Below are 13126 nucleotides of genomic sequence, written 5' to 3'. Positions count from 1 at the left end.
GCCAAAACCAATTCCGGACGTTTTTTTGCTGTATCATTCGTTTATTTTGCGGTTTCCGGTTCTTCAATGATTCCCATTAATGTATGCCAGGGAAGGACAGCGCATTTAACTCTGCCCGGCATATGGGAGATTCCCTTCAGGGCAATCGCATCCTCAAGAGAATCCAGCTGCGCCTCATCTGATATTTCTCCTTTTATCATCCCCAGAAAGGTTTTAAGCAGATTCTGAGCCTCTTCAACCGGTTTTCCAAGAATGAGATCAATCATCAGAGACGCGGAAGCCTGGGAAATAGCACAGCCTTCTCCCGTAAATCCGGCATCTTCAATGATTCCGTCCTTTACCCGCAGTTCCAGAACAATGTCATCACCACAGCTGGGATTGACTCCTTCCAGACTGGCTGTCGCCTCTGATACCTTGTGACGGTTTTGACTGGAACGGCTGTTTTCCACAATAATCTGATTGTATAAAGCATTAAGCTCCATAACCCATCCACCTCCTTACCTGTTTTAAGCTGTTTAAAAATACTGAAATATCTTCGTCTGTATTGTAGATGGCAATACTTGCCCGGACACAGGAGCCAATTCCCAGATATTCCATTAATGGCTGGGCGCAGTGATGACCGGCACGGACTGCGATTCCTTCTGAATCCAGAATGGTTGCAGTATCGTGGGGATGAACCCCGTCCACATTAAAGGAGATAACCCCAAAACGGTCACAGCTGTCTGTACTGCCGTATACGGTGACATAGGGCAGAGCATTCAGCCCTTTTAGCATCTGGTCCATCAGAGCGTTCTCATGATTGCGGATCGTCTCCCAGCCTATGGAATTAATATATTCCATGGCTGCCGCAAGGCCTGCTTCTCCGCCTACATTTCTCGTTCCCGCCTCGAACCGGCGTGGGACTTCTGCATAGGAAGCGGTCTGTTCATGAACGCTTGCAATCATATCGCCTCCGCTTAAAAACGGGGGCATTTTCTCAAGCAGTTCTTTTTTGCCATATAAAACACCGATCCCCATGGGCGCATACATCTTGTGTCCGGAAAATGCTGCAAAATCTACTCCCAGGTCTTGGACGTCAACTGGCATATGGGACACACTCTGAGCGCAGTCTAAAACCACTGCAGCGCCATGTAAACGGGCGCGTTCCACGATGGATTTTACCGGTGCTTCCGTTCCAAGTACATTTGATACGTGGGCAATGGCAATCAGCCTTGTGCGCGGGTTTATTTTCTGATCCAGTTCTTCCTCTGTAATCCGCCCGTCTGGTCCCGGATAGAGATAAACCAGCTTGGAACCAGTGTGTTTTGCAACTCTCTGCCAGGGAACCAGGTTGCTGTGGTGTTCCGCCACGGAGATAAGAATTTCGTCCCCTTCTTTTAAGAATTCCATACCGTAGCTGTAAGCGATCAGATTAAGAGATTCTGTAGCATTCTGGGTAAAAATAATTTCTTCCGGACCGGCATTTACAAAGCGGGCCGCAGTCAGCCTGGCGTTTTCATGAATATCCGTGGAACGGACGCCCAGGGTGTAAACGCCTCTGTGGGGATTGGCATTATCCATACGGTAGTAATTATCCACTGCCTCTAAAACGGACAAAGGCTTGAATGAAGTTGCTGCGTTATCTAAGTATATCAGTCTCTTTCCATTTTCCGGGACAGAGAGAATAGGAAACTGATCACGAATTGGTTTCATGTTCATCCAGCCTCCTTTCAATGACATTCAGAATCTCCATGCGCAGATCATCCGGAGTTATTTTATGAAGAACAGGCATAAAGCGGGCTTCTACCAGCATACGCTTTGCCTCCATCAGGCTAAGCCCTCTGGAGCACAGATAGTAGAGATGTTTTTCATCAAACTGTCCTAAGCTGGCTGCATGCTGGCCTTCCACAGCTTCTTCTCCGCACAGGATTAAGGGAACGGTCCTGTTTCTGGCGCTGGGGCTTAGCAGAAGCACGGTTTCATTTTCGTGCCCCACAGAGTGTGCGCATCCTGCATTAAAGTCAATGGTTCCTCTTAAAATCTTGCTGCTGGAGCCTGCAAGAACTCCGGCTGTATGCATTTCGCTTTCCGTTTCTCTGCCGGCGTGGCGGGCAATGTCATTGAAATCATAAATCTGTTCCTTATCAGTAAAGTATGCAGTATCCTGTTGATAGCCGCCTCCCTGACCCTCCAGATGAGCCAGAGAACCACATGCCGCTGTTTTTCCTCCCAGAACGGCTCGAACGAGTTCTACCCTGGCACCTTTTCCAATGCGTGCACCTACGGCATCAAAGCTCTGGCTGTTTCGTCCAAGCAGCTGGACAGAAATCAGACGGACAACGGAATTTTCCTGCGCATCAATCTGTGTTAAGCTTCCAAGAACGCCGTCTTTTGCGTCCCCCCGATTAATCTGAATAACTGTGATATTACTTCCTGGCTTTGCATTTATGGCATAATGGGCTCTGATAACCGGATGGGTAAGGTCCAGAGTCTGGGTGATAATAACAGGTTCACCGGCGGGTCCTTCTCCCAATAAGTAGCAGGTTTTGTCTGCACGGCTCAGGATAAACTCATCCAGCCATTCACCCATCCCGCTTGGAATTGCGGCAATTTCTTCCGGAATGCGATCCATAAGACTGATTCCATGAGGAAGAACACCATCATAAGGGAGGTGGTCTCCCTGTGAATATTCCCTGTCAGGAGGCAGCGCTTTTTTATCCAGCCAGTTCACTCCTGTCCGGTTCCAGGTAGGAACCGGGAGTCGATTAATTTGTGTATTCATATTTGTGTTCCTCCTTTCAGCCGATGCTTCCCTTCATTTCAAGATGAATGAGATTGTTCATTTCCACCGCATATTCTAACGGCAGTTCCTTGGCAATGGGTTCTGCAAACCCGCCTACGATTAAAGCCCGTGCATCATCCTCGGACAGACCGCGGCTCATTAAGTAGAAGATTGCGGATTCACTGATTCTGCCGATTTTTGCCTCATGGCCGATATCTGCCTGATTGCAGGAGATATCCATCACCGGTATGGTGTCGGAACGGGAAATACTGTCAAGCATCAGTGATTCACAGGAAACGGCTGATTTGCTGCCTTTGGCATTTTCCGTAACAGTTACCAGGCTTCGAAACGTGGAATTGCCTCCATCCCTTGATATGGATTTCGTGGAAATGTGAGAGGTGGTATCCGGTGCGGCATGAAGTACCTTTGCACCTGTATCCAGGTTCTGGCCTTCTCCTGCAAATGTGATGCCTGTAAACTCCATACGTGCCTTTTTCCCCTTTAAAATGCTCATGGGGTAAAGATAGGAGATATGAGATCCGAACGATCCGGAGATCCATTCCACGGTTCCTCCTTCCTCTACCGAAGCGCGCTTTGTATTTAAATTGTACATGTTCTTTGACCAGTTTTCGATGGTGGAATAGCGGAGTCTTGCATTTTTACCCACATACAGTTCCACGCAGCCTGCGTGAAGATTGGCAACGTAATATCTGGGAGCAGAGCAGCCTTCTATGAAATGAAGATAGGCACCTTCCTCCACGATAATCAATGTATGTTCAAACTGGCCGGCTCCCGGTGCATTAAGCCTGAAATAGGACTGCAGGGGAATATCAACCGTAACTCCGGCCGGCACATAAACAAAAGAACCTCCGGACCAGACCGCTCCGTGAAGAGCCGCAAACTTGTGGTCGGACGGAGGAACCAGTTTCATAAAATGCTTTCGTATCATTTCACTGTAAGGACCTGTAAGAGCGCTTTCTATATCCGTATAGACCACGCCTTTTGAAGCAACTTCTGCCCGGACATTGTGGTAAACCACTTCGGAGTCGTACTGTGCTCCTACACCTGCCAGTGATTTTTGCTCTGCTTTGGGAATTCCAAGACGCTCAAAGGTCTGTTTGATATCATCCGGCACATCGGACCATTTCGCTTTCATGGTTGATTTGGGACGGACATAAGTAACAATCTGATCCATATTCAGCTCGTCAAGGGAGGGTCCCCAGGAAGGCAGTGGTATTTCTTTATAAGTATTTAATGATTTAAGGCGGAACAGACGCATCCATTCCGGTTCGTTTTTTTCCTTTGATATCTGGTTCACTATCTCCGAAGTAATACCGGAGTCCATAAGAAAGGCCGGGTCCAGCCTGTCTTTCACATCATAAATGGTGCGGTCGGCCTGGTCGACTCTGGTTTTTTCCTGTTTAAAGTCTTTCATGGATTAAAGCCTCCTTTCCCAGAACGCCAAATCCCTCCTGCGTGATTTTTGAAATCAGCTCCCGGCCGCCGGTATAAGCGATTTTGCCTCCTGCCAGTACATGTACCACGTCCACATCAAGGCCTTCTAAAATTCTGGCATTATGGGTAATGATAAAAAGCCCGTTTTTACGGCTCTTAAAGGCACGGATTCCCCTTGTAACGGTACGTACCGCATCGACATCAAGACCGGAATCTGTTTCATCTAAAAGAGCTAGTTTGGGCTGAAGCATAAGAAGCTGGAGAATTTCCGTTTTCTTTTTTTCACCGCCGGAAAAGCCAACATTTAAGTATCGTTGCGCATAATCGGGATCCATATCCAAAGCTTTCATCTGCTCTTTTAAGTCCTTTTTAAACTGCAGTATCTTTTGAGGACGTTTTTCCAGGGACCCTTTGGCTGTGCGGAGAAAATCTTCAAGGGTAACGCCCGGAATCTCCTCCGGCGCCTGAAAGGAGAGGAAGACACCTGCTCTGGCTCTTTCGTCTGCTTTCATTTCTGTTATATCTTTCCCATCTAAAAGAATCTGCCCGTTTTCTATCTGATACCGGGGATCTCCCATAATGGCGGATACGAGAGTGGATTTTCCAGTTCCGTTTGGTCCCATTAGGACATGAAGCTCACCTGAACCTATGGTGAGATTAATGCCGTTTAAAATTATTTTATCCTCCACAGATACAGTGAGATCTTTAATTTCCAGTAATGTATGACTCATATATATCAACCTCCTTTATTTCCCCAATGGGAATCTAATGGTTAGTATTTGCTAACATGTCTTTGTGCTTCCATACTATACCTATTTGGTATGAAATGCAAGCCTGATTTTTATTTTTTTATAATCATAATGAAAATTTTGAAATTTCAGAACAGTTAGGAAAATATGTAGCTACAGTAAATGTAAGAAATTATATATTTTTTCTTGACATAACTCTCATATAGGAGTATTATTGCACCAATTGAACAATAATCTTCAGGGCAGGGTGCGATTCCCTACCGGTGGTATAGCCCACGAGCCGCAAGGCATGATTCGGTGTAACTCCGAAGCCGACAGTAAAGTCTGGATGAAAGAAGATGCAGTTTTTTCATGTTTATGAAACATCTGCTGATTAACACGCTCTGGAATGATCATTCATTTCAGAGCTTTTTGTGTTAACAGTCATAAATAATGGACGGATTGCCGAAAATATGCCCTGAGCCTTGTGTTCAAGGCATTTTTCTTTTAAAGGCGGTGTGATATGAACGATATTGAATGTATGTCTCTGGCTTTGCAGCTTGCCAAAAAAGGATGCGGCTTTGTAAATCCAAATCCCATGGTTGGTGCTGTACTTCTAAAGGGTGGCAGGGTAATTGGCACAGGATACCACAAGAGGTATGGTGCTCCTCATGCAGAAGTAAATGCACTTGCAGGCTGTGAAGAATCCCCGGAGGGAGCGACTCTTTATGTGACTCTGGAACCCTGTTGTCACTATGGTAAGACACCTCCCTGCACAGAAGCTATTTTAAATGCAGGAATACGAAGAGTTGTGGTGGGAAGTTCGGACCCTAACCCTCTGGTCAAAGGAAAAGGAATCCGATTCCTGAGGGAAAAAGGAATTGAGGTCACGGAAGGGATACTGAAGGCGGAATGTGACAGGCTCAATGTAGTATTTTTCCATTTTATCCAGACAGGAAGACCATACGTTGTCATGAAATACGCCATGACAATGGACGGAAAAACAGCAGCGTATACAGGTGACTCCAAATGGATTACCGGTGATGCTGCAAGGGAAAACGTGCATAAAGACCGGCTCCGTTACAGTGCCATAATGGTGGGAATTGGTACAATTCTCGCAGATGATCCGCTTCTCACCTGCCGGATTGAAGGAGGGCGTGACCCGCTTCGCATTATCTGCGATACAGCCCTGCGGCTTCCGCTGACTTCCCGGATCATGGCAACCGCAAATGAGGTTCCCACGTTAATAGCAACCTCCTGTAAGGATCTGCAGGCACAGCAGCCCTATTTAAAAGCTGGCTGCCGGATTCTCTCACTTGAACAAGTGGAGGGACATTTAGATTTGTCTGAACTCATGACAAAGCTTGGTACAGAGAAAATTGACAGCATATTACTGGAGGGCGGCGGTATTCTTAACTGGTCGGCACTGCAGGCAGGAATCGTAAGCAGAGTGCAGACATACATTGCGCCAAAGCTTTTGGGGGGATCAGGAGGGAAAACACCGGTTGCAGGATTAGGCGTTCCCCGCCCGGAGGATGGTTTTTTTCTCACCAACATAGAAGTGACACATTTGGGAGAAGATATACTAATTGAAAGCGAGGTGAAACCTTATGTTCACGGGAATTATTGAGGAAATAGGCGTACTGAAGGAGGTAAAAAAAGGAGCGCAGTCCGCTATGCTGACTATACAGGGCAGTGTGATTTTTGATGATCTTGGAATCGGGGACAGTGTAGCGGTAAACGGCGTATGCTTAACGGCTGCCGGGCTTTCTTCCCATACCTTCCGGGCGGATGTGATGCATGAGACTTTAAACCGTTCCGGTCTTGGAAAGCTGCATCCAGGAGATTTTGTAAATCTGGAACGTGCAATGGCTGCAGACGGACGTTTTGGCGGGCACATCGTCTCCGGACATATTGATGGAATAGGTACGATAACGTCCGTTCAAAGAGATGACAATGCCATCTGGTACACCATTGCCGCAGAGGGCAGAATACTCCGTTATATTGTAGAAAAAGGCTCAATTGCACTGGATGGAATCAGCCTGACAGTCGCTTCGGTAAACAACACGGGATTTCGGATATCTGCCATACCCCACACAGTAAAATCCACCATCCTGTCACACAGGAAAGCAGGGGATATAGTGAATCTGGAAAATGACCTTGTGGGAAAATATCTGGAAAAATTTTTATTACCAGTCCAGGATAAGCCGCAATCTGGCGGTATCACAAGAGAATTCTTAGCAAAATCTGGCTATTAGGAGGAGTAAGATGTTTGAGTACAACACCATAGAAGAAGCCCTTAAAACGCTTCAGCAGGGAAAAATTATTCTTGTAACAGACGACGAGGGGCGGGAAAACGAAGGTGATTTCATTTGTGCCGCCCAGTTCGCCACTACTGAAAATGTCAACTTTATGGCGACACATGGGAAAGGGCTGATCTGCATGCCTATGAATGAGGAATTGTGCCGGCGCCTGGATTTGCCGCAAATGATTTCTGAAAACACAGACAATCATTCCACCGCCTTTACCGTTTCTGTGGATCATGTGAATACCACTACCGGAATCTCAGCAGCGGAAAGGTCATTGACTGCAATGAAATGTGCAGACGACAATGCAAGTGCCGCAGATTTCCGCCGGCCAGGACATATGTTTCCTCTTCTTGCAAAGCGAAACGGAGTGCTGGAGCGGGGCGGACATACAGAAGCCACAGTGGATCTTATGCGTCTGGCAGGTCTGAAGGAATGTGGGCTTTGCTGTGAAATCATGGGAGAGGAGGGAACCATGATGCGGACTCCTGAACTGATAGGGCTGGCTAAGAAATGGAGGATTCCCTTTATTACCATTGATGCGTTAAAGGAATACCGTAAAAAACACGACAGGCTGGTGGAGCAGACATCAATCAGCGACATGCCTACAAAATATGGGGATTTTAAAGCCTTCTGTTTTGTTAATAAACTAAACGGAGAGCATCATGTCGCTCTTGTCAAAGGCGAAATCGGTAATGGGGAAAATCTTTTATGCCGTGTTCATTCTGAGTGTCTGACTGGGGATGCATTCGGCTCCATGCGGTGTGACTGCGGACAGCAGCTTGCTGCAGCCATGACACAAATTGAACAGGAAGGCAGGGGCATTCTCCTTTATATGCGTCAGGAAGGACGCGGTATCGGACTGGTTAATAAGCTGCGGGCTTACGCCCTGCAGGACAAAGGTATGGACACTCTGGAAGCCAACCTTGCATTAGGTTTTGAAGGGGATCCAAGAGAATATTACATCGGTGCTCAGATTCTACGGGAACTGGGAGTTAAAACCCTGCGCCTGCTCACCAATAATCCGGAAAAGGTGTATGGACTGTCTGGCTTTGGTATGGAAATTATGGAAAGAGTCCCTATACAGATTCCGGCAAATGACCATGATCTGTTTTATTTAAAAACAAAACAGAAAAAAATGGGACACATTTTACATTATTAAACATAAAGGAGATTTAAAAATGAAAGTATTTGAAGGAACACTGGTACCAAAGGATGTCAGGGTCGGCATTGTTGCAGCACGATTCAATGAATTTATAACATCAAAGCTTCTCGGCGGGGCATTGGATTGTCTGAGGCGTCACGGCATCGGTGAGGAGAATATCGAAGTAGCCTGGGTGCCTGGCGCTTTTGAAATCCCGTTAATTGCTTCCAAGATGGCAGACTGCGGCAAATATGATGCTGTCATCTGTCTCGGTGCGGTCATCCGGGGCAGCACAACTCACTACGATTACGTTTGCAGCGAAGTATCTAAGGGAATTGCCCAGGTATCTCTAGGCAGCGGCATTCCTGTCATGTTCGGAGTCCTGACGACAGAAAATATTGAACAGGCAATTGAACGGGCCGGAACAAAAGCGGGCAACAAAGGATTTGACTGTGCAGCCGGAGCGATCGAAATGGTTAGCCTGATCCGCGGAATACAGGCTTAAATCAAAGAAAATCCTCCAATAAGGGCAGTTTATAACCTTATTGGAGGACTGACAGAATTATATTTTACTCTAACAACAGGTCAGGAGAAAGTGTATTTCCTGACCGGAGTTCCTGGCGTGCGGTCTGGATGAGAGAATCCATGTTTTCTAACTTTTCTAACAGCTGTTTTTCTTCTTCGCTTGTATAAATCACATGATTGATACCGCCGTTCTTAATGACAATCCGCTTGTCTGCCATTAATGCAAGAAGGGGATCGTGGGTTGCCATCAAAACAATTTTATCGGAAGTAACAAGAAGCTTTAACGCCTTTTTCCGGTCTATTCCTGCATTTTCGATTTCATCAATCAAAACGATGGGGGAGGAACTTAATATAGCTGTATCTGCAATCATAAGCGCTCTGGACTGCCCGCCGCTTAAGCTGGTAACAGGAGTGGAGAGTTCAAATTTTTCTCCCGCTAAATCATTGGCAGCTGCAATAATTCTGTCTATCACAGACTCAGGGTCCAAAACCATGCGGCTTTCTGCATGCATCCGCAAAAAGTCCAATACTGTTAAATCCATAACAAAGTTCATGTTCTGAGAAAGCTGGGCTACCAGCTTGTTATTTGAGGAATAACGCCACTTCATATCAGGTACTTCGCCGTTGATTAAAATACTGCGTCCGGTAGGAGTGTCATTTTGAGCCGTCCATTCAATATCTGCTAAAAGCCGGCTTTTTCCGGAACCGGTAGGTCCTACTATGGATATGATCTGGGAGGTCTCTACTGTCAGCTCCTTAAAACCTTCCCCAGTTCCTGATTTATCATGACCTGGTAAAATAGTCAGTGACTGTACCTTCCGATCATTCTCCATTCCTAAAAACTGACGCATCTGCTCCAGATAGACAGGCAGATCTGACAACAGCCTGGCTTTATCGATTGCCTGGTCTTCCAGTTCTTCCTCTGAGAAATGATCTAGATATTCCTCAAATGTCTGATCCTCGAACCCGGCGACTGTAAGCTTATTCTGCTCAAAATATGCGGCAGCAAACGGATATTCCCCCAACAGCTTTTTTATACTGATATTTATCATTTTTTATCACCGCCTAAATCAATTTTCTTTACATTACCCATCTGATATGCTTCCCCGATTCTTGTTTCGCCCAGACAGTAAGAGCACAAAGCGGAGGGCATGGGGAAACGAAGCTGCATTCCCTGAACGGACTTGATATTCTGGTTTTCATCGTAGAGAAGACTGGCCAGTTCATAGGCCCCCTGCCCGGTCAGCCCATTTACATGCATGGTAATGGCTCTTGGATTTACAGAGCTTACGCAGGAAGCAAATACCTCCCGTTCCGCCTGAGAAACAATATCTCCTTTGGTGATCACCACGAAGTCGGCAGATTTTAACATAGGGCCGATTTTTTTGGGGGTATTGATGCCGGATAAATTATCAATGACACAAACACCTTTTACTTCTTTTAAATAGGGGGAACAGCGGTTGCACAGACCTGCTGATTCCGTAATAAGCAGATCAAGCTTTTCTTCATTTCCCCAGTTAACCACCTCTTCAATATTAGAAGCGAAGAAGTGATCCGGACATAAAGCGCCGGATAAGCCCTTTTTTACAGGGATTCCCGCCTTTTCATAGGCAATGTCATCATCTGTGTAAAGACAATCAAATTTCACCACGCCCACTTTAATGTTTTTTGAATGAAACGATGAAATTGTTTTTAATATTACCGATGTTTTACCGGAAGAGGGCGGGCCTGAAAAAATAATCAGATTCATAAGAACTCCTTCTGTGCAGCCGCAAAGAACTGCTTTTCTATTGTTTTGATTAACTCACCAATATCATTGTTGTGAATAAAATCCCAGCCGATCCACATAAACTTCTGGTCTGGCGTTAAATGATTGTCTACCAGAGGATTGGTGGACGGAAATTTCCCGTTTGAGGAAAGAATATCTCCAATCTCTTTTGAATATAAAAGATCAACGAAAGGTTTTACTTTATCCTTATTCTTTGATTTTGCCAACAGGAAAATCGGACTGATAATGGCTCCGTCTTTTGGCCATACCGGACGTATCGGGCTTTTCTCATCTGTCATGCTGGCAAAGAAATAGGGGGCAACCGTAATGGCCGGAACTTTATTTCCATCTTTTAACTTATGGGACTTAATCATCTGAGCGGGATGCATGCTCCGCAAGAGAGCTTTCCCCATCTTTTCAATTCCTTCCTGCCCATAAAAACGATAGATATGAAGTAAAAATGCGTTAAACATATCCAAATCCTTCATGGGAAGGCTGATGCTGTTTTCAAACTCCGGTCTCATTAAATCTGCCCAGCTCTCGGGGAAGGGGCGGTCCCCTAGAACGTTTGTATTAACCATGAAAACTGCAGGAACAATTCCGATGATGGCATACTGGTTCCGGGGATCTTTTAGTGATAAGTTTTCATTATCAAGATCAGGATTTAAATGATCCATACCGGAAAGATCTTCAAATACTCCCAGATCCTGATAACCTCCGATCATCTTCTTATCAAAGAATAAATCAAAACCTGCAGAGAGATAAAGGTCTGACAGACCGTCAGGATTACCATCTGCTAAAATAACCCGGTCCTTTACATCATCAAGTCCCAGATTTGCTGATTTTAAATGATATTCCACCTTATATCCAAGGGAACTTTTATTTTCCTCAAGCCAGGATTCAAATTTTTCCAGAAGAGGAATACGAACTGGGCAGGGCAGGACACCTTCAATCCGGATATCTCCCTTTATTTCTGATTGTGCAGGCGCAAGTCCGTCTGTCATGCTGGGGGCCTTCTGAACAATTACTTCCTCCAGCTTCTTAATAAAAAGTTCCTGGTTAACCTTTCTCATAGCCAATGCTGTTTCTAATGAAATGGTTTTTCCAAGAGTTCTGCGCATAACAGGATTGCTTAAATTCTCAAAACCATTGGCAATAAAAACTTCAATGGTTTCCGGATAAGTTTCTGTGATATGAAAGATCGTATCAGAGGCTTTAAAATAATTTGACATAATGATTCCTTTCTCTATGTTAATTGTAAGTTGGTTTCTGAAATTACGTTTATCATATCATAGTTTCTCTGTTTTGTTTGTTGTAAAAACAACTAATTTGAAATACTTCTGATATTATTTCCTGTTAAGCCACTATCTTTTTCATTAAGTAGATAGTATGATAAAATCATATAAATTTGATTCGCAGAGGGGGAATTATATTGTTAAAACCAAAAAAAATAACCCTGGCTTATTTTTCAGGGACTGGTTGTACAAAAGAAGTCTGTCTGTGTTTCGCACAACAATTGGCAAAGAAGGGACTGGAAAGCAAAACCATCAGTCTGGAGAACATCATTTTCTGCTGGCAAAACCCAAGGATCGTTTTCTTGCAATGCTGGGAAAAGGAGAACATCTGGGCGCAAGATTTTTTGGCGCTTCTTGTTTTAAAGGATGGTTTCCATTTGCAGGAATTAAAAAAACTGGAATATAAAGATTTTGATCCGGATCAGACGAAATTTAATCAAAATGGGGCCTGGAAGGGCGTCAGTGAATACTTAAAATAGGTGATTTTAGCTCTGTTGGATAATAATATTGGTATAAGGATTTGATATGGGGAGGGAAGTCAATTTTCCCTCCTTTTTAAGTCTTCATATGAAATATTGTGTCTTATTGCCAATAACACTCCATTATCTACTCATGATTTTCTGTCGTAATAGTGAAAAATTGCGTATTAAAGTAAATAAGAATCGATTAAAAATTTGATTTCGTCTTATCAAGTTTAAGTTGTTCTTCACCCCATTTAGACAATTCATTCAATGCAGGAAGTAGTGCTTTACCTCTTTCTGTTAAAGAGTATTCAACTTTAGGAGGAATTGATTCGTATTGGGTTCTAATGATAAGATTATTTTCTTCCAATTCTTTTAAAGATTTTGTAAGCATCATATTGGTAATACCTTTAACTTTTCGTTTTAATTCATTATATCTAGTAAAATCATTTTCGAATAAGTACCACATAATAGGTAACTTCCATTTTTGCCCAATAATCTCTAATGCGTATATAAGGGGACATCTTGTATTATAGTTCTCATTTATAGAATCACTAGGTAATTCTACATTGCAATCCAAATCAGCATTCATAATTACAACTCCTTTAAATTAATAGTATATTTTTTATACTAACACAGAAAAAACTGCGTACTTATGTATTTATAACTTTATGCTATAATTG

The 13126-nt window shown here is 44.3% G+C and carries 14 protein-coding genes and 1 riboswitch; of the genes, 5 read left to right on the top strand and 9 right to left on the bottom strand.

All coding sequences use genetic code 11. The annotated features are described in order from the left end of the window. Positions 1–41 precede the first annotated feature (41 nt). The 5 genes from sufU to sufC are packed head-to-tail and all read right to left on the bottom strand — an operon-like array spanning position 42 to position 4947. Positions 42–482: a Fe-S cluster assembly sulfur transfer protein SufU gene (sufU, locus tag RZO55_RS07995; protein ID WP_318063760.1), complete on the bottom strand. Its 441-nt coding sequence runs from the start codon at positions 480–482 to the stop codon at positions 42–44. Further along, on the bottom strand, positions 472–1698 hold the full coding sequence (locus tag RZO55_RS07990) for a cysteine desulfurase (RefSeq protein WP_318063759.1): 1227 nt from the start codon (positions 1696–1698) through the stop codon (positions 472–474). Before RZO55_RS07990 ends, sufU begins: the two co-directional genes overlap by 11 nt. Then, the gene (locus tag RZO55_RS07985; RefSeq protein ID WP_318063758.1) at positions 1676–2761 is read right to left on the bottom strand and encodes a SufB/SufD family protein; all 1086 of its coding nucleotides are present in this window, start codon (positions 2759–2761) and stop codon (positions 1676–1678) included. The genes RZO55_RS07990 and RZO55_RS07985 overlap by 23 nt, the downstream gene beginning before the upstream one ends. 16 nt (positions 2762–2777) lie before the next feature. Beyond that, positions 2778–4196, bottom strand: a complete 1419-nt coding sequence (gene sufB / locus RZO55_RS07980; RefSeq protein ID WP_318063757.1) for a Fe-S cluster assembly protein SufB — start codon at positions 4194–4196, stop codon at positions 2778–2780. Next, positions 4183–4947, bottom strand: a complete 765-nt coding sequence (gene sufC / locus RZO55_RS07975) for a Fe-S cluster assembly ATPase SufC (RefSeq protein WP_318063756.1) — start codon at positions 4945–4947, stop codon at positions 4183–4185. Before sufC ends, sufB begins: the two co-directional genes overlap by 14 nt. 247 nt (positions 4948–5194) lie before the next feature. After that, positions 5195–5309, top strand: a riboswitch (FMN riboswitch). 158 nt (positions 5310–5467) lie between these two features. Between sufC and ribD the strand changes: the two genes are divergently transcribed. From ribD to ribH, 4 genes are read left to right on the top strand one after another with little or no spacing between them, the layout of a single operon-like run. Then, positions 5468–6574, top strand: coding sequence for a bifunctional diaminohydroxyphosphoribosylaminopyrimidine deaminase/5-amino-6-(5-phosphoribosylamino)uracil reductase RibD (gene ribD, locus RZO55_RS07970; protein WP_318063755.1), 1107 nt, complete (start codon positions 5468–5470; stop codon positions 6572–6574). After that, positions 6555–7202, top strand: a complete 648-nt coding sequence (locus RZO55_RS07965; RefSeq protein ID WP_318063754.1) for a riboflavin synthase — start codon at positions 6555–6557, stop codon at positions 7200–7202. Before ribD ends, RZO55_RS07965 begins: the two co-directional genes overlap by 20 nt. 10 nt (positions 7203–7212) lie before the next feature. Next, positions 7213–8412 (top strand): bifunctional 3,4-dihydroxy-2-butanone-4-phosphate synthase/GTP cyclohydrolase II, encoded by a 1200-nt coding sequence (locus RZO55_RS07960; RefSeq protein ID WP_318063753.1) that lies wholly within the window; start codon positions 7213–7215, stop codon positions 8410–8412. 19 nt (positions 8413–8431) lie between these two features. Further along, the gene (gene ribH / locus RZO55_RS07955; protein ID WP_318063752.1) at positions 8432–8899 is read left to right on the top strand and encodes a 6,7-dimethyl-8-ribityllumazine synthase; all 468 of its coding nucleotides are present in this window, start codon (positions 8432–8434) and stop codon (positions 8897–8899) included. Positions 8900–8963: 64 nt separating this feature from the next. On the opposite strand, the gene RZO55_RS07950 is transcribed toward ribH, so the two are convergent. Genes RZO55_RS07950 through RZO55_RS07940 form a run of 3 tightly spaced genes read right to left on the bottom strand, consistent with a single transcriptional unit; the run spans position 8964 to position 11919 of the window. Continuing rightward, complete coding sequence (locus RZO55_RS07950; protein ID WP_318063751.1) at positions 8964–9971, bottom strand: ATP-binding cassette domain-containing protein; 1008 nt, start codon at positions 9969–9971, stop codon at positions 8964–8966. After that, positions 9968–10669, bottom strand: a complete 702-nt coding sequence (locus RZO55_RS07945) for a GTP-binding protein (protein ID WP_318063750.1) — start codon at positions 10667–10669, stop codon at positions 9968–9970. The genes RZO55_RS07950 and RZO55_RS07945 overlap by 4 nt, the downstream gene beginning before the upstream one ends. Further along, positions 10666–11919, bottom strand: a complete 1254-nt coding sequence (locus RZO55_RS07940; RefSeq protein WP_318063749.1) for an ABC transporter substrate-binding protein — start codon at positions 11917–11919, stop codon at positions 10666–10668. The genes RZO55_RS07945 and RZO55_RS07940 overlap by 4 nt, the downstream gene beginning before the upstream one ends. Before the next feature lie 200 nt (positions 11920–12119). On the opposite strand from RZO55_RS07940, the gene RZO55_RS07935 reads away from it, so the two are divergent. Next, positions 12120–12461 carry a hypothetical protein gene (locus RZO55_RS07935; RefSeq protein ID WP_318063748.1) on the top strand — a complete coding sequence of 114 codons (342 nt, stop codon included), beginning with the start codon at positions 12120–12122 and terminating at the stop codon, positions 12459–12461. A gap of 187 nt (positions 12462–12648) precedes the next feature. Here RZO55_RS07935 and RZO55_RS07930 read toward each other — a convergent pair whose 3' ends face one another. Next, on the bottom strand, positions 12649–13035 hold the full coding sequence (locus tag RZO55_RS07930) for a winged helix-turn-helix transcriptional regulator (RefSeq protein ID WP_318063747.1): 387 nt from the start codon (positions 13033–13035) through the stop codon (positions 12649–12651). Positions 13036–13126: the final 91 nt, after the last annotated feature.

Origin of the sequence: Clostridium boliviensis, from assembly GCF_033342255.1 — a bacterium.
GTDB classification, from domain to species: Bacteria; Bacillota; Clostridia; order Lachnospirales; family Lachnospiraceae; genus Lacrimispora; species Lacrimispora boliviensis.
The sequence above is the reverse complement of the archived record's forward strand: the minus strand, read 5'-3'. Positions and strand labels throughout refer to the sequence as shown.